At 58.4% G+C, this 23,455-nt stretch carries 20 protein-coding genes and 2 tRNA genes; 14 read left to right on the plus strand and 8 right to left on the minus strand.

From position 1 onward, the window contains the following. Positions 1–49 precede the first annotated feature (49 nt). Entirely contained in the window at positions 50–997 is a 948-nt protein-coding gene (gene ispH, locus I9H09_RS02570) for a 4-hydroxy-3-methylbut-2-enyl diphosphate reductase (RefSeq protein ID WP_005895250.1), read from the plus strand. A gap of 6 nt (positions 998–1,003) precedes the next feature. Here the strand turns inward: ispH and I9H09_RS02575 are convergent, their stop codons facing one another. Then, positions 1,004–1,504 (minus strand): GspH/FimT family pseudopilin, encoded by a 501-nt coding sequence (locus I9H09_RS02575; protein WP_024669796.1) that lies wholly within the window; start codon positions 1,502–1,504, stop codon positions 1,004–1,006. A gap of 132 nt (positions 1,505–1,636) precedes the next feature. Here I9H09_RS02575 and I9H09_RS02580 point away from each other — a divergent pair, with 132 nt between their 5' ends. From I9H09_RS02580 to thiO, 7 genes are read left to right on the plus strand one after another with little or no spacing between them, the layout of a single operon-like run. Next, the gene (locus I9H09_RS02580; protein ID WP_005895253.1) at positions 1,637–2,119 is read left to right on the plus strand and encodes a GspH/FimT family pseudopilin; all 483 of its coding nucleotides are present in this window, start codon (positions 1,637–1,639) and stop codon (positions 2,117–2,119) included. Beyond that, positions 2,109–2,621 carry a type IV pilus modification protein PilV gene (gene pilV / locus I9H09_RS02585; protein WP_024669794.1) on the plus strand — a complete coding sequence of 171 codons (513 nt, stop codon included), beginning with the start codon at positions 2,109–2,111 and terminating at the stop codon, positions 2,619–2,621. Before I9H09_RS02580 ends, pilV begins: the two co-directional genes overlap by 11 nt. Further along, positions 2,621–3,325 (plus strand): PilW family protein, encoded by a 705-nt coding sequence (locus I9H09_RS02590; protein ID WP_005895258.1) that lies wholly within the window; start codon positions 2,621–2,623, stop codon positions 3,323–3,325. Before pilV ends, I9H09_RS02590 begins: the two co-directional genes overlap by 1 nt. Positions 3,326–3,336: 11 nt before the next feature. Then, positions 3,337–3,834: a pilus assembly PilX family protein gene (locus I9H09_RS02595; RefSeq protein ID WP_122347872.1), complete on the plus strand. Its 498-nt coding sequence runs from the start codon at positions 3,337–3,339 to the stop codon at positions 3,832–3,834. After that, positions 3,821–7,030 (plus strand): pilus assembly protein, encoded by a 3,210-nt coding sequence (locus I9H09_RS02600; RefSeq protein WP_005895262.1) that lies wholly within the window; start codon positions 3,821–3,823, stop codon positions 7,028–7,030. Before I9H09_RS02595 ends, I9H09_RS02600 begins: the two co-directional genes overlap by 14 nt. An 11-nt stretch (positions 7,031–7,041) precedes the next feature. After that, on the plus strand, positions 7,042–7,446 hold the full coding sequence (locus I9H09_RS02605) for a type IV pilin protein (protein WP_024669791.1): 405 nt from the start codon (positions 7,042–7,044) through the stop codon (positions 7,444–7,446). A 27-nt stretch (positions 7,447–7,473) separates the two neighbouring features. Continuing rightward, on the plus strand, positions 7,474–8,577 hold the full coding sequence (thiO, locus tag I9H09_RS02610; RefSeq protein ID WP_055002533.1) for a glycine oxidase ThiO: 1,104 nt from the start codon (positions 7,474–7,476) through the stop codon (positions 8,575–8,577). 10 nt (positions 8,578–8,587) lie between these two features. Here the strand turns inward: thiO and I9H09_RS02615 are convergent, their stop codons facing one another. From I9H09_RS02615 to I9H09_RS02645, 7 genes are all read right to left on the minus strand, one after another. Further along, a complete protein-coding gene (locus I9H09_RS02615; protein ID WP_236502302.1) occupies positions 8,588–11,677 on the minus strand; it encodes an efflux RND transporter permease subunit in 3,090 nt (1,029 codons plus the stop codon). Further along, positions 11,674–12,789: an efflux RND transporter periplasmic adaptor subunit gene (locus I9H09_RS02620; RefSeq protein WP_122323612.1), complete on the minus strand. Its 1,116-nt coding sequence runs from the start codon at positions 12,787–12,789 to the stop codon at positions 11,674–11,676. The genes I9H09_RS02615 and I9H09_RS02620 overlap by 4 nt, the downstream gene beginning before the upstream one ends. Positions 12,790–12,870: 81 nt before the next feature. Continuing rightward, positions 12,871–13,488: a TetR/AcrR family transcriptional regulator gene (locus tag I9H09_RS02625; protein ID WP_122347870.1), complete on the minus strand. Its 618-nt coding sequence runs from the start codon at positions 13,486–13,488 to the stop codon at positions 12,871–12,873. Between the two features lie 161 nt (positions 13,489–13,649). Next, positions 13,650–14,990 carry a sigma-54-dependent transcriptional regulator gene (locus tag I9H09_RS02630; protein WP_122347869.1) on the minus strand — a complete coding sequence of 447 codons (1,341 nt, stop codon included), beginning with the start codon at positions 14,988–14,990 and terminating at the stop codon, positions 13,650–13,652. Between the two features lie 2 nt (positions 14,991–14,992). Beyond that, the gene (locus I9H09_RS02635) at positions 14,993–16,585 is read right to left on the minus strand and encodes a two-component system sensor histidine kinase NtrB (protein ID WP_024669785.1); all 1,593 of its coding nucleotides are present in this window, start codon (positions 16,583–16,585) and stop codon (positions 14,993–14,995) included. Beyond that, positions 16,575–16,814 carry a PP0621 family protein gene (locus tag I9H09_RS02640; RefSeq protein ID WP_054997897.1) on the minus strand — a complete coding sequence of 80 codons (240 nt, stop codon included), beginning with the start codon at positions 16,812–16,814 and terminating at the stop codon, positions 16,575–16,577. Before I9H09_RS02640 ends, I9H09_RS02635 begins: the two co-directional genes overlap by 11 nt. A 138-nt stretch (positions 16,815–16,952) precedes the next feature. Continuing rightward, positions 16,953–17,975, minus strand: coding sequence for an outer membrane protein assembly factor BamD (locus tag I9H09_RS02645; protein WP_005895284.1), 1,023 nt, complete (start codon positions 17,973–17,975; stop codon positions 16,953–16,955). A 149-nt stretch (positions 17,976–18,124) separates the two neighbouring features. Here I9H09_RS02645 and rluD point away from each other — a divergent pair, with 149 nt between their 5' ends. From rluD to I9H09_RS02675, 6 genes are all read left to right on the plus strand, one after another. Continuing rightward, positions 18,125–19,087, plus strand: coding sequence for a 23S rRNA pseudouridine(1911/1915/1917) synthase RluD (rluD, locus tag I9H09_RS02650; RefSeq protein ID WP_005895286.1), 963 nt, complete (start codon positions 18,125–18,127; stop codon positions 19,085–19,087). Next, positions 19,084–19,812 carry a peptidoglycan editing factor PgeF gene (gene pgeF, locus I9H09_RS02655; protein ID WP_122323614.1) on the plus strand — a complete coding sequence of 243 codons (729 nt, stop codon included), beginning with the start codon at positions 19,084–19,086 and terminating at the stop codon, positions 19,810–19,812. Before rluD ends, pgeF begins: the two co-directional genes overlap by 4 nt. A gap of 171 nt (positions 19,813–19,983) precedes the next feature. After that, positions 19,984–22,548 carry an ATP-dependent chaperone ClpB gene (clpB, locus tag I9H09_RS02660; RefSeq protein ID WP_054997892.1) on the plus strand — a complete coding sequence of 855 codons (2,565 nt, stop codon included), beginning with the start codon at positions 19,984–19,986 and terminating at the stop codon, positions 22,546–22,548. Between the two features lie 296 nt (positions 22,549–22,844). Further along, positions 22,845–22,920 (plus strand) — tRNA-Asn (locus I9H09_RS02665). A 29-nt stretch (positions 22,921–22,949) separates the two neighbouring features. After that, positions 22,950–23,026, plus strand: a tRNA-Pro gene (locus I9H09_RS02670). Between the two features lie 90 nt (positions 23,027–23,116). Further along, positions 23,117–23,389, plus strand: a complete 273-nt coding sequence (locus tag I9H09_RS02675; RefSeq protein WP_223810539.1) for a hypothetical protein — start codon at positions 23,117–23,119, stop codon at positions 23,387–23,389. Positions 23,390–23,455 lie beyond the last annotated feature (66 nt).

Consider the following 23,455-nt stretch of genomic DNA (forward strand, 5'->3'; position numbering starts at 1 on the left):
TCAAGCCCGGCTCAGGCCGGGCTGCCCCGTACCAACCATGAGGCACAGCATGCAAATCAAACTCGCCAACCCCCGCGGCTTTTGTGCCGGTGTGGACCGCGCGATCGAAATCGTCAATCGCGCTCTGGAAGTGTTTGGTCCGCCGATCTACGTGCGCCATGAAGTCGTTCACAACAAATTTGTCGTCGAAGACCTGCGCTCGCGCGGGGCTATCTTCGTCGAGGAACTGGACCAGGTGCCGGACGACGTGATCGTCATCTTCAGTGCCCACGGCGTATCCCAGGCCGTGCGTACCGAGGCGTCTGGCCGCGGTCTGAAAGTTTTCGATGCCACCTGCCCATTGGTGACCAAGGTCCACATCGAAGTCGCTCGCTACAGCCGGGATGGTCGTGAGTGCATTCTGATCGGCCACGCTGGCCACCCGGAAGTCGAAGGCACCATGGGCCAGTACGACGCTGCCAACGGTGGCGCGATCTATCTGGTCGAAGACGAGGCAGACGTCGCCAGCCTGCAGGTGCGTAACCCTGAATCGCTGGCGTTCGTGACCCAGACCACCTTGTCGATGGACGATACCAGCAGGGTCATCGACGCCTTGCGCCAGCGTTTCCCGGCCATTGGCGGGCCACGCAAGGACGATATCTGCTACGCCACACAAAACCGTCAGGATGCGGTCAAGCAACTGGCCGACGAATGCGACGTCGTGCTGGTAGTGGGCAGCCCGAACAGCTCCAACTCCAACCGCCTGCGCGAGCTCGCCGAGCGCATGGCCACCCCGGCGTACCTCATTGATGGGGCCGAGGACATGCAGCAGAGCTGGTTCGAAGGCGTCGAGCGTATCGGTATTACTGCCGGTGCGTCCGCGCCCGAAGTGCTGGTGCGTGGCGTGATTCAGCAACTGCAGGCCTGGGGCGCAACCGGTGCGGACGAGCTGGCCGGCCGCGAAGAGAACATCACGTTCTCGATGCCCAAGGAGCTGCGCGTCAAGTCGCTGCTCTAGGCCCCCTCAGCCACACAAGGCTGAAGCCTTCTTGTTATCCTCAAGTCTGACCCTGCCGGTGGCGGCGACTATCACACGATAGTTGCTGACCGGTTGGGCCCTGGCGCATACATGCAGCGTATCGTTGGTTCTGCCTCGCAAACCGCCCAAGCCGTTGAAACTCATCTGCCTGGCGCGCTTGCGGCTGCCTGCAACCCGACTTTTGCCGTCATTGGCACGTTCTACAAGCAACGTATCGTTTTCATCCGGACCTTTGCCATTCGGGTCGAGTATGATCCGCCAGCCATTGCTCCAGTCATCGTCAATGGCGTGAATCGTCACGATCTGATTGCGCGTTATCGCAGCGACCCTTGCCGAGCGAATGCCGCTGGCCAGTTCCTGCGCGGTTGCAAGCCCCCGACTGGAATCGATCAGTTCTTTGAAAGAAGGTGTTGCGATGTTGGCGAGAATGGCGACCAGTGCGACGACGATCAGTAATTCGATCAGTGTGAACCCTGCATGCCTCATGTGCTTTTCCTCCCTGGAAAACGCTGTTTCAGAACCTTGCGGGCGTTCGTCGTCACAAAACAACCGTACGTCCCGCTATGGATTTTCCTGCGGCGTTGCTGCCTTATAGTCATAACGTCTAGGAGACACTCAATGCGTCATATAGCCAAGGGATTCAGCCTCATCGAATTGTTAGTCACTGTGTCCCTGGTGGGTATCCTGGCGGCTATTGCTATCCCGAATTTCACCAGCTCCATCCAGAGCAACAAGGCCGACACCGAAATCAGCGATTTGCAGCGGGCGCTCAACTATGCGCGGCTCGAGGCGATAAACAGGGGAGTGACGGTGCGTATTGCACCGACCAGCGGGACGGCGTGGACTGGTGAATTGCAGGTGTATCTGAAATCTGACGTCGGCACGCCACCCACTGCACTTCGCAAGGTGCCAGCCATGAGTAGCGGCGGCACGCTGGTCACGGAAAATAACGTTGCAGCACTTGAATTCAACAACCTTGGCGGGCTTGCTGCGCCGGCGACAGCGCTGGCCATGACCTACACCCGGGGCAGCATTACCAAAACAATGAATATTTGTCTTACTGGCCGAATCGTCCTCGGTGGGACCTGCAATGCCCAATAGCGCCCTACATCGTCAGACCGGCATGACACTGATCGAGGTGCTGGTTTCGATATTGATCCTGGCCATCGGGCTATTGGGCGCGGCCGCCATTCAGCTCAATGCGCTCAAGTACACCGACAGCTCGACCATGAGCAGCCAGGCCAGCTTCATTGCCTACGACATGATGGACCGCATTCGCGCCAATGTTGATGGCAACGCGAGTGCCAACGGCTCGACCAATGTGTTGGCGACGTATAGTTTGCCGAGTCTGGCGGCGGCCCCGGTTGCGAACCCTAATAATGCGCGTGAGCAGGATCTGTCCGATTTCAGAGACAACATCATTACTTTTGCAGGCGCGAGCGGTACGGGCAGTATCGATGTCACCCAGGCACCTGAAGTCACCATCAACATTGGCTGGAGCGATACGCGAGCTGCAGGTGCAAGCAATCAGGCCATAGGAAGCACGACCGGCAGTCCGACTACCCAGAGCTTCAGCCTGAAGTCCCGGATCGGGGTCAACTAATGAGAAAGCTTTCCAGAGGGTTCGGGCTGGTCGAAATCATGGTGGCGCTGGTCATCGGCTTGGTGGTGAGCCTGGGGATCGTCCAGATATTCAGCGCCTCCCGAGCCACCTATCAGAGCCAGAACTCGGCCGCCCGGATGCAGGAAGATGCCCGGTTTATATTGAGCAAACTGATTCAGGAAATCAGGATGACCGGAATGAATGGTTGCCTGAGGCTCGACGGTTCTTTACCCGTCGCGCCTGCAATCAGCCCGCCGGCTGCGTTTAACAACCAGATACTCTGGGATAACGCGAACCGCAGGTTGACGCTGGTGACCGCTGATATCGGAAACACTGGCAGCGCGCCGACCTGGACGATCATCTCTGATTGCAAAACATCGACCCAGCTATATGTCGGCCCTCGAGCGCCGGCTGTCGGGGAGATCGCGTTTCCTGTGCGGCAACTGGTTTACACCCTCACCGGGACAGACCTGAGCATTCAGTCCACTACGACGGGAAGGCCGGAGCCGTTGCTGCAGAATGTCGTCGGGTTCGAGGTTTTCTTCGGTATGGTTGGTAACCCGATGTCCTACACCCAGACCATTACGCCAGCCAACGCTGGCGATATACGCAGCGTGCGCATCCGCTTGACATTATCGGACCCTGATCGACGGGTTCAGGATCAGCAGTACAACGTCGTCGCTTATCTGCGTAATCGCTTTTGAACGGGCCGAGCATGAACACTAAAAGGCGTTTCAATTACCCGGTTGCACTCCCTGTCAGGCAACGCGGGATGGTGCTGTTGGTCAGTCTGGTATTTCTGCTCCTGCTGACGCTACTGGGTATTTCATCCATGCAGAACGCTACTCTGCAGGAAAAGATGGCGGGCAGCGTCGCGGTTCGAAATATTTCGTTTCAGGCGGCCGAGGCGCAACTGCGCCTCGGCGAGTCGAAAATCAAGGCGGCTGACGTCCCAATTCCTGCCTGCACTCCAAATGCCTGCGCCCCACCTGTCGAGTCGACTACCGTGGTTAATCCGGGGGTGGGTGCTTCTGGCGTGAACTGGATCGGGACAAGCGTGGCCTTGTTCGGCATCCAGAATCTGGGCACAACAGCTACTCCCATAAGACGTCCTGCAAATTGCACAGGCTCGGTCACGATGTATCGGGTCACCGCCATTGCCATTCAAGGCACGTCGCGAACGGTGCTGGAGAGTATCTATGCGAATTGTTAAGGCGCTTCGTGGCGGTCTGAAATATATCTACGGTGCGCTGCTGGCGCTCTATCTGGCCAGCCCGGTTTATGCCTTCACGCCAGCACAAGTGCCCTTGTTGAGCTCCCCGGCAGTGCCGCCCAATCTGATGCTACTCGTGGACAACTCGGGCAGCATGTACAACATCATCTGGGCATCTGGGTTCGACCCGTTGCTGGATCGCCCGAATATCGATTACTTCTCGACGCAATGCATAAGTGGTCTGGTCACTGTGGTGTGCCCCTTCATAAGTACTATTTCTGGCGACGATACGCTGGCACTGGGGGACATCAACGCCCTCAGTATTATCGACCTGTCATTGATGTGCCCTTTCGGCGGGCGTCCAGTTTTTCGTAATGGCAACCAGTACTGCCTCAACCTGCCGGATCCCGCAGGGAATGGCCTAACTCGTTACACAGCTGACTACCTGTCGTACCTCATTGATCTGGTCAATCCTGGTTTCTTTGGTGTTCGCAATTACACCAATGGCGTCATCCCCAACGATTACCGCATGAACGTCGCAAAGAACGTAGCGACCAATCTGGTAACCAACAATACGTCGCTGAGGATCGGGCTTGCGACGTTCAATGATCCAAACAATTTCGATCTGGGGGCGGGAGGCAAGATAGCCAGGATCGTTACAGACCTGTCCCCTGTGACGGCGAATACCTACCAGCCCGTTGGTGTCACCCAGGCGCAGGCCACCGCAAACATCAACGCTCTGAAACAGGCTATTACCAACCTGAACCCGACAGCTAACACCCCTCTGGCGGAGACCTACTACGAAATCACACGATATTTTCGCGGGATGTCACCGTTCTATCAAAGTGGTTCGAACTACGTGAGTCCGATTCAGTACCGCTGCCAAAAAAACTACGGCGTAGTAGTGACTGATGGTTTGCCGACTTACGATCGAACCTTTCCCACCGATGATCCTGATGCTGCTCTGGACCGGACTCGCTCACTGCCCAATTGGGACCTGAACGCAGCCAATGACGGTGCCAACCGGTTTGGTGATAACGAGGGGGATACCCTCTATCTGGACGATCTGGCCAAGTTTGCCTACGACATTGATCTGCGCCGGGATGCCGTGACTTCCGGGGGGGACCTGACCGGCAAAAGCTGGGACGCCGCGGGTTTCGTTAAACAGAACATGAGTACGTATACCATCGGCTTCACTGCGTCTAACCAGATGCTGAGCGATGCCGCCAATGATACTCATGGACATGGCAGATACTTTCAGGCCAATGACAGCGCGGGGCTGACTTCAGCCTTGAATCTGGCGTTGAGCGACATCTATGCGAAAGTCGGCTCTGGCGCAGGGGGCGCGGCCAACTCGTCGACGCTTCAGACAGGTACCCAGTTCTACCAGACGCTTTATGATCCAACGGATTGGCATGGCACCGTCAGAGCCTTCAATCTGGATCAGATTACCGGGACTTTGAGTACGCCGGTATGGACTACGGATACGGCCATTGTCAGTGGCTCTACCCCGCCGGTGTTCGAGTCGTGGAGCACTCTTGCCACGCCGAAGAGGATTACCCTGGATTACGCGAACTTCAGCCCTGCTCAACAGGCAGCACTGAATGCAACGCTGCCAACCAATGTCACCGGTACAGAGCTTATTGCCTGGGCCAAGGGCACTGCCAATGCGAAGTTTCGAACACGCACTCGGCTGCTGGGCGATATTGTCAATTCTTCACTCGGTACTGCATTCCCGTTGCAAAAGACTGCCGCTGACCTGACGGGTGACACTACCTACACCGCGTATCTGGCCACCAAGGCAAGCAGCATGACCCCCAGCATTCTGGCCAACGCCAATGATGGCTTTTTCAATGTAATCAGCACCAGCGATGGTTCGAGACGATACGCCTATATGCCGTCTACGGCTTTAACGTCACTGGCGACCATCGCATCGACCACCTATGGGGCTGGCGTACACAAATTTACCGTAGATGGTCAGGTTGCGGTTTTCGATACACAACTTTCTGCGGGTTCCTCATGGCGCACCGTGGCTTACGGCGGTACCGGCGCGGGGGGCAAGGCATTCTTCGCCATCAAGTTATTCGAGGGTACAAGTAACACTGTCAGCGCGTTGTGGGAGGTCAAAGCGCCCGATACGTCCGACACCAACAATAAATTCAACAATCTTGGCTATACCTATGCGAAACCGGACGTTGCCCGGATGGCGGATGGCACCGGAATTGTGGTGGTCGGGAACGGTTATGGCAGCTTCACCGGCAGGGCGTCGCTTTATGTACTGAATGCCAATACGGGGGCATTCATCACCGAGATCCAGACCCCTGTTCTTAACAGTGAAACAGATAACGGTCTGTCGTCGGTCAAACTGCGCGTCAACGCTCAGAATGTGGTTCAGGCTGCATACGCCGGCGATTTGAAAGGGCGGTTGTGGAAGTTCGATATGACTGGGGCAGCCGCCACCAGTTGGAAAGTGGCTTTTGGCGGCGCGCCTATGTTTACCGCGCCACGTGGGGCCGCTCAGCCCATTACAGTCCAGCCATTTGTGCTGGATCACCCCCTCAACGGCAAGATCGTCTATTTCGGGACCGGCAAGTTCATTGAGGTTGCAGACAAGCAAACTACCGGACTTCAGGACTTCTATGCGATATGGGACGCTGATACCGGGGCGGGCAGCACTGTAGAGGCAAACCTGCAGGCGCAAGCAGTCAATGGCAGTGTCACCAGCAACGGCGCCACTTATTTCACGTCAACCAATAATGATGTCGATTGGTCTGTCAAAAAAGGCTGGTACATGCCGCTCTCGGCTGTGGCGCCGTATCTGGGTGAGCGAATCATCTATCCTGCGCAGACCAGTCGAGACCGGATTATTTTCTCGACCGCATCCGTAAACTCCGCTGACCCTTGTGAAAGCACAGGCACCGGGCGCGTATTTGAACTCAATGCTGCCACCGGCAGCATGCTCAACTATCAGGTGCTCGACACCAACGGCGATAACAGCATCAACAGTTCAGACCTGTATGCCGCCGGGATAGGGTACACGGGTATCCCTGTCGTCTCGGCGATCGTCTCGGGCACGGCAGACGGTAATGAAGTCAAGATCATCAACAATTCCACGGGTGACACGCCTGATCGTCTGAAAGAAAGAGGCGGCAGTGGCAACGTCTTCCAGCGCATCATGTGGCGACAAATTCAATAGGGAAACGAATCATGCGAGCGATATCCAGGGGCTTTACGTTGATCGAACTCATGATCGTCGTGGCAATTGTCGGTATTCTGGCCGCCATTGCGTATCCCAGTTACACCGAATACGTGAAGCGCACTCAGCGTTCGGCTATCGCCAGCCTGCTTTCAGAGCAGGTGCAAGCGCTGGAGCGTTACTATTCGAGAATCAGTCCGTCTACTTACATAGGCGCGGCCGTGAGTGGTGGTAACACGTATTACAAGATTGACTCGGTCCCAACGGCCACTGATTTCACCCTGACCGCCACACCTATCCCAGGCACGATGATGGCTGGCGACAAGTGCGGCAGTTTCGTGATTACCAATACCGGGGCGCGTACTAACCCTGGTTCCGCAGCTGGCGTAACGCCCAAGGACTGCTGGGGCCGCTAGAACCGTTTTCCTTGTCCCGAGACCAAGATGTCCAAGCAAAAAGTAGTCATTGTCGGTGGTGGAGTCATAGGTCTGCTGACCGCTTTCAACCTCGCCTCCGAGCAGATCAATGTCGTATTGCTTGATCGTTCGGCTGTCGGGCAAGAGTCTTCCTGGGCCGGTGGCGGGATTGTCTCGCCGCTTTACCCATGGCGCTACAGCCCGGCTGTTACCGCACTGGCGCACTGGTCGCAGGACTTCTATCCGCATCTCGGCGAGCGTTTGCTGGCACAGACCGGCATCGACCCCGAAGTTCACAAGACTGGCCTGTACTGGCTCGACCTTGATGACGAACAGGCTGCACTCGATTGGGCTGCGCGCGAGAACCGGCCATTGAGCAGTGTCGATATCTCGGCGGTGAATGATGCGGTGCCAGCGCTGGGGGAGGGCTACTCACGGGCGATCTACATGGCCGATGTAGCCAACGTGCGCAACCCGCGGCTGGTCAAGTCGCTCAAGGCCGCGCTGCTGGCGATGCCCAATGTCGAGATTCGCGAGCAATGCGAAGTCAGCGGTTTTGTGCGCGAAGGCAACAGGGTTTCAGGCGTTAGCACATTGGCGGGGACTGTTACCGGTGATCGGGTGATTCTCGCAGCGGGTGCCTGGAGCGGCAAACTGCTCAAGACCCTCGGTCTGGAGTTGCCGGTCGAACCGGTAAAAGGCCAGATGATCCTCTACAAGTGTGCATCGGACTTCCTGTCCAGCATGGTTTTGGCCAAAGGCCGCTACGCTATCCCGCGTCGTGACGGACATATCCTGATCGGCAGCACGCTGGAGCACGAAGGGTTCGACAAGACCACCACGCAGGCCGCGCTGGAAAGTCTCAAGGCCTCGGCCATCGAATTGCTTCCGGAGCTGGCCAATGCCCAACCGGTCTTCCAGTGGGCAGGCTTGCGTCCGGGCTCGCCCGAAGGCATCCCCTTCATTGGACCGCTGGCCGGCTTCGACGGGCTGTGGCTCAACTGCGGCCATTACCGCAACGGCCTGGTGCTGGCGCCTGCCTCGTGCCAGTTGCTCACCGACCTGTTGCTGGGCCGCAAGCCGATCATCGATCCTGCGCCTTACGTAGCGGCAGGCCGGCTGCTTGTCTGACTGACTGTATTCAGGCAGGTTGCCCCGCTATTGGCTGTTTGCTGCTGTCCGGCCTGATTCGGAACCAGATCGAATACATGGCTGGCAGGAACACCAGCGTCAGTACCGTACCGGCGAATGTGCCGCCGATCAGCGTGTAGGCGAGCGTGCCCCAGAACACTGAGTGAGTGAGCGGTATGAACGCCAGAATGGCCGCCAGCGCCGTCAGTATCACGGGGCGCGCACGTTGCACGGTCGCTTCGACCACCGCCTGAAATGGGTCGAGCCCTTCTTGTTCGTTGTGGTGAATCTGGCCAATCAGAATCAACGTGTTGCGCATCAGGATGCCGGACAGTGCGATCAGCCCGACCAGCGCGTTGATGCCGAATGGCTGCTGAAAAAGAAGCAGTGTCGGCACCACGCCGATCAGCCCAAGCGGGCTGGTCAGGAATACCATTACCATGGCCGATATCGAGCGCACCTGCAAAATGATGATGATCAGCGTGACCGCCAGCATGATGGGGAACAGCGGCAGCATTGCGGTCATCGCCTTGCCTGACTCCTCAATCGAACCTGCCTGCTCGATGCGGTAACCGCTGGGCAGCTTATCGATGATGGGCTGGAGTTGATGTGTGATTGCCGTCGACACGTCCGGTGGTTGCAGGCCGTCGGCGATATCACCTCGCACCGTGATGGTCGGCATGCGGTCGCGACGCCGCATCACCGGTTCCTCCATACGCACATCGACGCTACCCACCTGCGACAGCGGGATGCGTTGCCCGTTGGCGCCCGAAAGCGTGAAATCCATGATTTTCGCCGGATCAAGCCGCGTGTCGCCTGCCGAGCGAGCGACCACCTGGACGGTGCGAATGCCTTCGCGCACCTCTGTAACAGGCAGGCCTGTCAGAAGGAATTGCAGTTGCTGCGCGACCTGGCTGGAACTCAGCCCGATGGCCTGCAGGCGATCCTGTTGCAACGTAAAATGCAGTGTCGGGGTGCGAGTGCCCCAGTCCATGTTGACGGTGCGCATCATCGGGCTGGCAATCATGACCGCCTGCACCTGTGCTGCAATGCTGCGCAGGGTATCCGGATCATGGCCAGTCACACGGTAGGCCACAGGGAATGCCGAGTACGGGCCGAAGACCAATTGGGTGACGCGCACCTGCGCTTCCATTGCCAAGCCTTCGGAAATAGCCTGGCGCAATTTGTGTTTCAGTGCCTCGCGCTGCTCCTGGCTATTGGTTCGGACCACGATCTTGGCAAATGACGGGTCGGGTAATTCCGGGCCCATCGCCATGTAAAAACGCGGAGCTCCCTGGCCGATGTAGGCGGTCACGATAGCGGCCTCTGGCTGTTCGGCCAGCCAGTTTTCCACTTTTGTAACGGCGGCGCTGGTCTGGGCGATTGCAGTGCCATAAGGCATTTGCACTTCGACCAGCACTTCAGGGCGGTCGGACACCGGGAAGAACTGTTTCTTGACCAGCCCCATGCCCGCCACGGCCAGCACAAAGAGCCCGATGACCGAGCCGGCGACCAGCCACTTGCCTGCGATGACGCGTGCCAGAATGCGGCGGAACCGGTTATAGCGTGGTGTGTTGTAGAGCGTTTCATGCCCGCCTTCGACAGGCTTCACATCGGGCAATAGTTTGACGCCCAAGTATGGCGTGAAAAATACGGCGACCACCCACGAGGCAATCAGCGCGATGCCGACGATCCAGAACATATTGCTGGTGTATTCGCCAGCGGTGGAGCGCGCGAAACCGTTGGGCATGAAGCCGACAGCGGTTACCAGCGTGCCGGATAACATGGGGGCGGCGGTGTGGCTCCAGGCATAGGCCGAGGCGGCGATGCGGTCGTAACCTTCTTCCATCTTCACTACCATCATTTCGATGGCAATGATCGCGTCGTCGACCAGCAGCCCAAGCGCCAGGATCAGCGAGCCCAGCGTGATGCGGTCGAAATTCTTGCCGCTCATGGCCATGATCACAAAGACCATCGCCAGGGTCAGCGGTACTGCGGCAGCTACCACTACCCCCACGCGCCAGCCCATGCTGATGAAGCACACCAGCATGACGACTAGCAGCGCAACGAAGAACTTGATCATGAACTCATCGACTGCCGAGCTGATATTGACGGCCTGGTCCGTGACTTTATTCAGACTCATGCCCAGCGGCAGCTCGGCGTTGATCGCGCTTGTCTCGTGATCCAGCGCCTGGCCCAGGTCGAGACCGTTCCAGCCATCACGCATGACAATCCCCAGCAGCAATGCCGGCTCGCCGCCGTTGCGAATCATGAACGTTGCCGGATCTTCGTAGCCACGCTTGACCGTGGCAATGTCCGACAGCTTGAGCGTGCGGCCCTGTGCAACAACCGGCGTGTCGCGGATCTTCTGCAGCTCATCGAACGCACCGTCAAGCCGAATGAAAACCTGCGGCCCTCGGGTTTCGACCGACCCTGCTGCAGTCAGCGCATTCTGGTTATTCAGCGCAGTGAATACCTCTTGAGGGCTGATACCCAGTGTTGCCAGCCGTTCGTGAGAGAACTCGACATAAATTCGCTCGGGCTGCTCGCCGACGATATTGACCTTCTTCACGCCCGGCACATGCAGCAGGCGCTGGCGCATGGTTTCGGCTTCACGTACGAGCACGCGCTGCGGTTCGCCCTTGGCCTTGAGCGCGAACAGCGCAAAGGTAACGTCCGAGTACTCGTCATTGACCATTGGCCCGATGACCCCGGACGGAAGGGTCATGGCTTCATCGCTTATTTTCTTGCGCGCCTGATAAAACTCATCCGGTACTTGCGATGGCGGCGTACTGTCGAGCAGCGTCAGGGTGGTGAACGCCAGGCCGGGGCGTGTGTAGGTTTCCGAGCGGTCATACCAACGCAATTCCTGAAGGCGCTTTTCTATTTTTTCTGCCACCTGATCCTGCATCTCCAGGGCGGTCGCTCCGGGCCAGACGGATACCACGGTCATCACCTTGACCGTGAACGCCGGGTCTTCCGCGCGTCCCAGTTTGAAGAGGGCAATGATCCCCGCCAGTGAGATGAGGCAGATCAGGAACAAAGTGATCGAGCGTTCGCGTACAGCCAGCGCGGACAGATTGAAACGACCATTGCTCATGGTCGCGCCCCTTGGGTTTCGGCAATAGTCGGTTGGGCGATCACCCGCACAGCCTGTGCTTCATGCAGAAGATGCGCGCCAAGCGCGACTATTCGCGTACCGGGTGCGAGCTGCGTGCTGATTTGTGCCTGTTCGTCGTCCATCTGCCGAATCAATACCGGCGCCCAGTGCGCCTGTGCCGGCTCGCCTTGAATCACCCAGACACCCGGTCCCTTGCCTGCGTCGTGAAGGGCCCCGACAGGCACTTGCATCCATTCCTGTGCGGAGAGGTCTGCAGGGGGAATCTGCACGGTAATGGTGGTGCCAAGTGGCGCATTAGCCATTTCGCCTTCAAGCACATACCGCGCTTCAAAGGTGCGGGTCTGGCGGTCTGCAACATCCGAGAGCTGACGCAGCCGTGTCGCGGCATTGAGGCCCGGTCTGCCGAACAGAGTGGCTTGGGCGCTGGAATCAAGCGCTGGCCGGAGGTTTTCCGGAAGCTGGATAACCGCCTCACGAGGGCCAGCATGCGCTATGCGCGCCACAACCTGCCCGGCGCTTACGACCTGACCGGGCTCGGCAAGGGTTTCCATGACGATACCGTCGGCATCCGCCAGGAGGTCGGTGTAGCGAGTCGCATTGAAGGCGACCTCTGCCTGTGCCTCGGCAGCACTCAATCGGGCTTTGGCCGAGTCCGCCGCCACTTTGATCTGGTCGTAGTTCGAGGCCGATATGGCACCACTGCTGCGCAAGCTGCTGTAACGCTTCTCTTCGTCCGCCGTCTGCCTGGCCTGTGCTCGCGCTGCTGTCACTGCTTCGCGTTGTGCGAGTGCAGCCAGCTTCAGGTCGGCAGGGTCTATCCGCATCAGCGGTTGACCGGTTTTCACCGTCTGCCCGGTATCGACAAACCGCTCCAACACCTTGCCCGAGACGCGAAAACCAAGATCACTCTGCACTCGCGCTGCAACGGTTCCTGTGAAAGAGCGGGGCGTTGCGCCAGCCTTCTTGAGTACCGTGACCCGCACCAACGGCGACTCGCTGCGCGGGTCTGGTTGCGGTTTTTCGCTGCAAGCGGTCAGGGCAACTGGCAGGACACTGGCGAGAACAAGCAAAGCAAAGCGGTGCCGGAGCATGGAAATCTCAACGTGCAGGAATTGATGCCTGCACTTTGATTCTAGTGACTAAATTAGTCAATGGTCACAGTCGTTGTTTTTTCATGGCGACAGACTGCGCAGCACCAGGCTCGATAACTGGCCGGGGCCTTCTTCGGTGTGATCGAAGCCATGCTGCAGAAGCAGCGGATTGATATAGGGGCGCATCACGAGATAGATCGCCATGACGGTTTCATCGAGCGGTGTCTTGCGTTCGAAGTCGCCGCTTTGCCGTCCCTCCTGAAGAATGTTCTGAAGAATAGCCTTGAGGTGCTCCTCGTAAATCAACGTCGCCTGCCAACGCTCGGTCGCTGCCGATGTGGCGATCTCGTACAGCTTGCGATCCTGTGAAAACAGACGCAGGCTGGCGTCGACGACCGATTTGAACATGCGCCGGAGCTTTTCGGGTGGGCTGACGGCTTCGTTCACCGCTGCCCTGACCTCTGCCTCGATTACGCCCAGGCAGTTGGCACAGATCATTTCACCGATGGCCTGTTTGGACTCGAAGAACTTGTAGATATACGCCTTGGAAAAACCAATGGCCTTGGCAAGATCAGAGACGGTGGTCTTGCCGTAACCGTATTGGCTGAAATGCTCGGTGGCCGCGATCACGATCTGATCACGAATCTCATGATCCACCGGACCACGGCCTGCTGCTGTATTGCCGATGATTTTGTTCATGTGGCGGAGCTTACTGGCATTGGTGTAAGTGAACAATAAGTGACTGTATCGTGCGGTGGTCACGCTTTGCGCTGCCACGTCAGGACAAAAATTGGACGCAGAGCGCTCAGAGCAACGTGCCCACGCTGGAGCGATGGGCACGATATGCGTTCTCCCTTACCTCAATCCAGCCCCAGCTTCTTCAGTCGGTAACGCAGCGACCTGAAAGACAGGCTTAGCCTGTCCGCTGCTGCAGTGCGGTTCCAGCGGGTTTCTTCCAGGGCTTGCAGAATGAGTTTCCGCTCGATGCTTTCCAGGTAGTCTTCAAGGTTGTCGATGTCGGCCAGGCTCGGGCCATTTTGTTCCTGGGAGCTGGCGCATTCGGCCAGACGCAGGTCGCTGGCATGGATTTCAGCGTTTTCACACAAGGTATATGCGCGCTCCAGCATGTTCTCCAGTTCGCGCACGTTACCGGGGAATCGATAGCTTTTCAGCGTTTCCAGCGCCTGCGCGTGCAGGCGCGCAACTGGCTGAGCGCCGTTGCCAGCCAGTCGTCGCAAAACACTGGCTGCCAACTGGTCGATGTCCTCACGTCGCTCGCGCAATGAGGGCACGCGCAGCTCGATCACATTCAATCGGTAATACAGATCCTGACGAAACCTGCCTGCGGCGACCTCTACAGCCAGGTCTTTATGAGTGGCGCACAGGATGCGCACATCCACCACTTGCTCCTGCTGACCGCCGACGCTGCGGATGGCTTTTTCCTGAATCGCCCGCAGCAACTTTACCTGCATGGCCAACGGCAGGTCGGCGACCTCATCAAGAAACAACGTACCGTTATGGGCCGCCTGAAACAGGCCAGGTTTGTCTTCGTGGGCGCCGCTGAAGCTGCCTTTGCGATGACCGAAAAATTCGCTTTCCATCAGTTCTGAAGGAATGGCACCGCAGTTTACCGGGACGAAGGGTTTTTCGTTGCGCGGACCCTGTTCATGGATCAGTCGCGCGACCAGTTCCTTGCCGCTGCCCGATTCGCCACTGATGTAGATCGGTGCCTGACTGCGTGCCAGCTTGCCGATTTGCGTGCGCAGACTGCGCATCGGTGGCGACTCGCCCAACAGGCGGCTGTCGACACTGCGCACCGGTGGCGGGCTGGAAGGCAGGCTCAGGGCGCTGTTGACCAGCTCACGCAGTCGGTTGAGGTCGACAGGTTTGGTAACAAAATCAAAAGCTCCGGCCTTGAGCGCATGGATCGCCGTGTCGAGGTTGCCGTGAGCCGTGATCATTGCCACGGGCACCTGCGGGTAGCCTTGCTGGATATGCTGCACCAGTTCAAGGCCATTGCCGTCAGGCAGGCGCATGTCGGTCAGGCACATGTCGAACGGCTCACGCGCCAGCCATTCGTGCGCTTCGGCAACATTGCGAGCGCTGCGGGTATCGAGTTTCATGCGCCCCAGGGTGATCTCCAGGAGCTCACGAATATCCGGCTCATCGTCGACGATCAGAATCTTTTGCCGTTGGCTCATGCTCAACTCGTTTTGAACGGGTGGGCGAAGGTGATGCGCAAACAACTGCCACCGCTTTGTCGGGAGACGTATTCCAAATGCGCCCGATTGCTTTCGCATAACTCTCGGGAAAGGTATAGACCCAGGCCGGTGCCTTTGCTTTCAGTCGTGAAAAACGGTTCGAAAATCTTGCTCAGGTGCTGCTCACTGACGCCCGGACCATCATCCAGCACTTCCAGAACGGGCAGGGCGCTTTTCGGATCATGGTGCAGCCTCAGCCAGACCTGCGCGTACGCATGATTTTGGCGGCTGTAGCGTAGGCCGTTCTGCACCAGGTTAGTCATGACCTGAGTCAATTGCTCCGCGTCCATGCGGGTGGTCAGCACGCCGGGACCTGTTTCCACGTGGATAGTCTGATCGGGCGGGACAGAGGCGCGAAGGTCGCTGACAAATCTTTCAAGCCAGACGCTGAGGTCCAGCAGGTCCGGTTTCGCCTCGCGTCGTCGGGACAGTTGCAGTACGTTTTCAATCACCCGGTCAATGCGCTGCGACTGGTCGTGAATGATCTGCGCCAGGCGGCGATCCGGCGTGCTGAGCTCTTCCGATTCGTTGAGTAACTGCGCCGCATGGCTGACAGCCCCCAAGGGGTTGCGGATTTCATGGGCAATCCCGGCAGTCAGACGGCCCAGCGCTGCCAGTTTTAGCTGCTGTGCCTGGTGAGCAATCTGCGACAGGTCTTCGAGAAAGATCAGCGTCTGGCGCTGATCGCCACGATTGAGTGCGGCAAAACTCGGCTGCAGCTCCGGGCCGATCGCCGAGACGCTGATACTGCGTGGCACCATGATCGGATTGATCAGCCACTGCCGAAGGCGATCCACCAGCTGCGGCGAATAAGCGTCGATGACCTGACCGACCAGCCGCTCGTGGCCCAGCAGGGTCAGCGCGCCCTGATTGGCCAGCAGCACCTGGCGGCGGGCGTCCAGCACCAGAATGCCGGTGCGCATGCGTTGCAGGATGAGCGCGTTGAGTTCTTCAAGGCTGTCGACATCTGCGGCCCGTTGTTCGGCCAGCCCCTCGCTGACCTGCATGCGTGCCGTCAGCGCCTGCACCAGCAACGCAGCAGCAAAGCACAAAGCGCCCAAGGACCCCGCTTGCACGTAATCATTGGAAACCGAGGGTGTGCCGAAGCTGATATAGAACGTCAGGTAAATGATGCCGATGGCCGATATGGCAGCGATCAGCAGACCGATGCGACCGCGCAACAGCACGTTGCTGATGGCCACCGAAGCAATCAGCAGATTGCCGATACCACTGGAAGGGCCGCCCGCCGCATAGAACAGGCCTGAGAGCATGATTGCGTCGGTCATGGCCAGGCTGAACAGCTGAGCCTGGCGCGTAGGGCGTTCCAGTAGCACCACGACCAGAATGTTGAACACCAGATACAGCCAGCAACCTGCCCGGAACAGGTTCGGGTTTGCCAACTGTAGAAGCTCGGTCTCCATGCTTGTGGAAATGAGCAACACCAGGACGACGCCGATGGTCAGTCGATAAAGGTGATACAGCCGCAGAATCCGTTGCGCCTGTGGGCTGGCAAGGTAAGGCGTATCAGCGGTCACGTGCCGCAGGGCCTTGCAGCCGGTGTGCCTCGCTGCAATACCATTGCTGCCCCTGACTCAACGCGCGGTCTCGTGGGGAGTGAACGCCGCAGTGGGCGCAGCGGACCATCGGCGCTGCGTCGATTTCAGGTGACGCCGGGCGGGTCTTTGGTTTGGGGGGATTGATCAGGCGCTTGACGAACCAGATCACCGCGGCGATCAAAGCGACCCACATTAATAGGCGAATCATGATTACCCGCTTAGTGATTGACGATGGCGCAGTGTAGCCAAGCTGCAGGCGGGCGCACAGTGGCTGTCGTGGATAAATGTGATGCATAAAAAAAGAGGCTCGAAAGCCTCTTTTCAGGTGCGTCATGTTCGACAAGGATCAGTCGAACAGACCCAGGGTCATGTAGCTGAGCCAGGAGCGGCTCTTGGTGCCGTTTTCTTCGGCTTCCTTTTCAGCCTGCTCGTCCAGTTCTGCCTGATTTTCAGGCAGCAACTCTTTCGGGATCGAGTCCTTGGCATCCTGGTACTGCTTTTTCATGTCCTGGTCGGCACGAGTCTGGCCCGGTGGCAGCGGCGCGCTACCGTCAATCAGGCCCAGCGTCGCTTTCGACAGCCACGAGCGGTTATCGGCCTCGGCCTCACGCGGAGTGAACTTGCCGTCAGCCAGTTGCGGGTGGTTCGGGTAGTTGGTCTTCAGGACTTCAAGGCTGGTGGCAGCCAGGTCGTCCAGATGCAGACGCTGATAGGACTCGACCATCACTGCCAGGCCGTCGCCGACCGAAGGCGTTTCCTGGAAGTTTTCCACCACATAGCGACCGCGGTTGGCGGCAGCGACATAGGCCTGACGAGTCAGGTAATAGTCGGCTACGTGAATTTCATAGGACGCCAGCAGGTTGCGCAGGTAGATCATGCGTTGCTTGGCATCGGGCGCGTAGCGGCTGTTCGGAAAGCGGCTGGTGAGCTGGGCGAACTCGTTGAACGAGTCGCGTGCAGCACCCGGGTCACGCTTGGTCTGGTCCAGCGGCAGGAAGCGCGCCAACAGGCCCACGTCCTGGTCGAAGGAGGTCAGCCCCTTCATGTAGTACGCGTAGTCAACGTTCGGGTGCTGCGGATGCAGGCGGATAAAACGCTCGGCAGCGGATTTGGCTGCTTCGGGTTCACCGTTTTTGTAGTTCGAGTAAATGAGCTCGAGCTGGGCCTGATCAGCGTAGCGACCGAACGGATAGCGGGATTCCAGCGCCTTGAGCTTCTCCGTGGCACTGTTATAGCTATTGTTTCCCAGGTCGGCCTGCGCCTGCTGGTACAGCTCGACTTCGCTGAGGTTTTCGTCGATGACTTCCTTCGACGAACAGGCCGCAGTCAATGCGAGGATGGCGATCAGCAGCAGGTGTTTCACTTGCATGGCGGCTTGCGTCCCTATAACGGCCTGCTGTCTTGGGCGGGGCCGTCCTGTTATGATGAGCGCCCCGCGATACCGGCGGGACAAAAGACGCCGTATTTAACCACAAGCGCGCTGCCGAAACCAAAGGCTAGCCGCCACCTAGTCTGGTCATGTCCGAAAATATAGAACTTCGCGCAGAGGTGCCGTCCGAATTGGGCGGTCAACGCCTCGATCAAGTCGCCGCACAATTATTCGCTGAGCACTCGCGCTCGCGCCTTTCCGCCTGGATCAAGGACGGCCGCCTGACTGTGGACGGAGGCGTTCTGCGCCCTCGTGACATCGTGCATGGTGGCGCTGTTCTCGAGCTGATTGCCGAGCAGGAGGCCCAGGGTGAATGGGTCGCTCAGGACATCGAGCTCGACATTATCTATGAAGACGACCAGATCCTCGTCATCAACAAGCCTGCGGGCCTTGTGGTGCATCCGGCTGCCGGTCACGCTGACGGCACGCTGCTCAACGCCTTGCTGCACCACGTGCCGGACATCATCAATGTCCCGCGCGCCGGTATCGTGCATCGACTGGACAAGGACACCACCGGCTTGATGGTGGTCGCCAAGACCATTCAGGCGCAGACACAACTGGTCACTCAATTGCAGAGCCGCAGTGTCAGCCGTATCTACGAGTGCATCGTGATCGGCGTGGTCACCGCGGGTGGCAAGATCGATGCACCAATCGGTCGTCATGGCCAGCAGCGCCAGCGTATGGCAGTGATGGAAGGTGGCAAGCAGGCGGTCAGTCATTACCGCGTGCTGGAGCGTTTCCGTTCGCACACGCACGTGCGGGTCAAGCTTGAAACCGGCCGCACGCACCAGATCCGCGTCCACATGGCGCACATCAACTACCCGTTGGTCGGAGACCCAGCCTACGGCGGCCGTTTCCGTATTCCCCCGGCGGCCAGCCTGACGATGGTCGATTCACTCAAGACCTTCCCGCGTCAGGCGTTGCATGCGCGTTTTCTGGAGCTGGACCATCCAATAACCGGCAAGCGCATGAGCTGGGAATCGCCGTTGCCGGATGATTTCGTCTGGTTGCTGTCGCTGCTCAAGCAGGATCGCGAGGCCTTCATCGGGTGAATGACTGGCTGATACCTGACTGGCCTGTGCCAGCGCAGATCAAGTCGTGCGTCACCACCCGCTCGGGCGGGGCCAGCCTGGCTCCGTTCGACAGCTTCAACCTGGGCGATCATGTCGATGACAACCCAGCGGCCGTGGCGGACAATCGCCTGCGCCTGACCACCCATCTGAATGTTCGACCCGCCTGGTTGCGTCAGGTGCATGGCGTGAATGTCGTCCATGCCGATCCCTCCCGTGTTGACGAAGCCGATGCCAGCTGGACCAGCAGCCCCGGTGTGGCCTGCACTATAATGACTGCCGATTGCCTGCCAGCCCTGTTCTGTCGCCGCGACGGTACGCGCGTCGCGGCGGCGCATGCGGGCTGGCGCGGTCTGGCAGCGGGTGTGCTGGAAGCGACGGCGGATAGCCTGCAAAGCGATCCGCAAGACATTCTGGTCTGGCTGGGTCCCGCCATCGGTCAGCCTTCGTTCGAAGTAGGCCCTGAAGTGCGTGAAGCCTTTATCGGCAGTCACCCGCAGACCTCCGAGGCATTTGTCGCCAGTTCTAATCCGGATCGTTTCATGGCCGACATCTATACGCTCGCTCGGCTGCGATTGGCGGCCCACGGCATCTCTGCTGTTTATGGCGGCGGGCTGGATACGTTCACCGATCCACGTTTCTTTTCCTACCGCCGCGCTGCCCGTACAGGCCGCTTCGCTTCGCTAATCTGGATCGATAACGCCTGATTACAGGCTGTTTTACGCGGACCAGCTAGGCTTGCCTGATCATTCGTCTGATCTGCATCAACCCGCACCAGCTTGAAACACGCAGAATCGGCCGCATCTAACGGGCTATCAAGCAGGTTTTCTTCATAGGTGTGTTCATTGCTCCGGCCTGCATTAAAAGGAAGGTGACTAATGCGTATCGACAGATTGACCAGTAAATTACAGTTAGCGTTATCGGATTCCCAGTCTCTGGCCGTCGGCCTCGACCATCCCGCCATCGAGCCTGCGCATCTGATGCAGGCACTGTTGGAACAGCAGGGCGGTTCCATCAAGCCTCTGCTGCTGCAAGTCGGCTTTGATATCAACAGCCTGCGCAAGGAACTCAGCGCAGAACTGGACCGACTGCCAAAAATCCAGAACCCGACCGGCGACGTCAACATGTCGCAGGACCTCGCGCGGCTGCTCAACCAGGCTGACCGTCTGGCGCAGCAGAAAGGCGATCAGTTCATTTCCAGCGAGCTGGTGCTGCTCGCGGCAATGGACGAGAACAGCAAACTCGGCAAATTGTTGCTGGGGCAGGGCGTGAGCAAGAAAGCGCTGGAAAATGCCATCAACAACCTGCGCGGCGAGGGCGCGGTGAATGACCCGAACGTCGAAGAGTCACGTCAGGCGCTGGACAAATACACCGTCGACCTGACCAAGCGCGCCGAAGAAGGCAAGCTCGACCCGGTGATCGGTCGTGATGACGAAATTCGTCGCACCATTCAGGTCCTGCAACGCCGCACCAAGAACAACCCGGTACTGATCGGCGAGCCTGGCGTGGGTAAGACCGCCATCGCCGAAGGTCTGGCGCAACGCATCATCAACGGCGAAGTGCCGGATGGCCTGCGTGGCAAGCGTCTGCTGTCGCTGGACATGGGCTCGCTGATCGCCGGTGCCAAGTACCGTGGCGAGTTCGAAGAGCGCCTGAAGTCGCTGCTCAACGAGTTGTCCAAGCAGGAAGGCCAGATCATCCTCTTCATCGATGAGCTGCACACCATGGTCGGCGCCGGTAAAGGCGAAGGCTCGATGGACGCTGGCAACATGCTCAAGCCTGCGCTGGCGCGCGGTGAGCTGCACTGTGTCGGCGCCACTACGCTCAACGAGTACCGTCAATATATAGAGAAGGACGCCGCCCTCGAACGCCGTTTCCAGAAAGTGCTGGTGGACGAGCCGAGTGAAGAGGACACCATTGCTATCCTGCGTGGCCTGAAAGAGCGCTATGAAGTGCATCACAAGGTTGCGATTACCGACGGCGCGATCATTGCGGCGGCCAAACTGAGCCATCGCTATATCACTGATCGCCAGTTGCCGGACAAAGCCATCGACCTGATCGATGAAGCGGCCAGCCGCATTCGCATGGAGATCGACTCCAAGCCTGAGGTGCTCGACCGTCTGGAGCGTCGTCTGATTCAGCTCAAGGTTGAAGCTCAGGCGCTCAAGAAGGAAAAGGACGAGGCGGCAATCAAGCGTCTGGAAAAACTTCAGGGCGAAATCGAGCGGCTTGAACTGGAATACGCCGACCTCGAAGAGATCTGGACGTCCGAGAAAGCCGAAGTTACCGGCTCTGCGCAGATCCAGCAGAAAATCGAGCAGTCGCGTCAGGAACTGGAAGCCGCGCGTCGTCGTGGTGACCTGAACCGTATGGCCGAGCTGCAGTACGGCATCATTCCGGACCTGGAACGCAGCCTGCAAATGGTTGATCAGCACGGCAAGCCCGAAAACCAGTTGTTGCGCAGCAAGGTGACCGAGGAAGAGATTGCTGAAGTCGTCTCCAAGTGGACTGGCATTCCCGTGTCCAAGATGCTTGAAGGCGAGCGCGACAAACTGTTGCGCATGGAAACCCTGCTGCACAACCGGGTTATCGGCCAGGACGAAGCTGTGGTCGCCGTTGCCAACGCTGTGCGCCGTTCGCGTGCCGGGTTGTCTGACCCTAATCGCCCAAGCGGTTCGTTCATGTTCCTCGGCCCGACCGGTGTGGGTAAGACCGAACTGTGCAAGGCGCTGGCCGAATTCCTGTTCGACACCGAAGAGGCCATGGTGCGCATCGACATGTCTGAGTTCATGGAGAAACATTCCGTGGCTCGCCTGATCGGTGCACCGCCAGGCTATGTCGGCTATGAAGAGGGCGGTTACCTGACCGAAGCCGTGCGCCGCAAACCGTATTCGGTGATTCTGCTCGATGAGGTCGAGAAGGCGCACCCGGATGTGTTCAATATCCTGCTGCAAGTGTTGGAGGACGGACGCCTGACCGACAGCCACGGGCGCACAGTGGATTTCCGCAATACCGTGATCGTCATGACCTCCAACCTGGGCTCGGCGCAGATCCAGGAGCTGGTGGGCGACCGCGAGGCGCAACGCGCGGCGGTGATGGATGCCGTCAGCACCCACTTCCGTCCGGAGTTCGTCAACCGGATCGACGAAGTGGTGATCTTCGAGCCTCTGGCGCGTGATCAGATTGCCGGCATTACCGATATCCAGCTTGGCCGCCTGCGCAAGCGCCTGGCCGAGCGCGAACTGACAATGGTGCTGAGCCCCGAGGCGCTCGACAAGCTTATTGCCGTCGGCTACGACCCGGTCTATGGCGCACGTCCGCTGAAGCGCGCCATCCAGCGCTGGATCGAAAACCCGCTGGCGCAGCTGATCCTGTCGGGCGGCTTCGAGGCCGGTACCAGCATCACCGGCAAGGTGGTCGACGACGAGATTGTGTTCAGCTGATTCGCCCGTCGGCGTCTCTAGAGAAGGGCTCTCGGCATGAGGGCCCTTTTCAGGTCGGGGCAGCCAACCGTAAAATCGGGTCGGCAAGACGATCTGGAAAAAAATCGCAAATCATTGTCTTAAAAAGCAATTTATAGGGTTGACAGGTGTTTTTAAAATTGTAGAATAGCGCGCCTCAGAGACGTGAACGCAACGATACAAACGAAGCGCAAAGGTCGATGAGATTGAAATCAACGAGTTAACAGCACGCTGGTTTCAACGCTACAGGTGGTAAAGTTGAATCTGAAATTGATAGTTCCGCGATAGCTCAGTTGGTAGAGCAAGTGACTGTTAATCACTGGGTCCCTGGTTCGAGTCCAGGTCGTGGAGCCAGATTTCGCAAGGTTCAATGCAGTTTCAGTCGGGGTATAGCGCAGTCCGGTAGCGCGCCTGCTTTGGGAGCAGGATGTCAGGAGTTCGAATCCCCTTACCCCGACCATTTTCGCCCAGCTGTATCAGGGTTGAAGATCAGAGCTCAAAAACAGTTGTTTTGAGCTCAACAAAAAAGGCGTCCTTCGGGACGCCTTTTTTGTTGCTGTTCAACAGCCTGACCATCAACTGGCAGCGCGAGGTCCTGATGATGTTTCCACAGGCTCAGATCGCTATACAGACCTTTGATGTGAATGCTTCGTTTCAGTTGCGTCCTTTTGCGTCGCCAACGCCTGCGCTCGCTCTTGATAAAAATGATGCTGGCCTCTATACGCGAAGCGGACGTGAAACTCGCCAGGCGCGGAAAGGCCGTCAGGTTTTTCGAAGTAACGCGTCTGGGAAGCTGGCAGATACAGGTCCAGCGCACGGTTGATCAGCTTGTTGCGAGTGCGTGTCTGGATAACCAGACGCTCCAAGTCAAACTTTTCCAGATAATGCG

The organism is Pseudomonas tremae, from assembly GCF_023278125.1.
Lineage (GTDB): Bacteria > Pseudomonadota > Gammaproteobacteria > Pseudomonadales > Pseudomonadaceae > Aquipseudomonas > Aquipseudomonas tremae.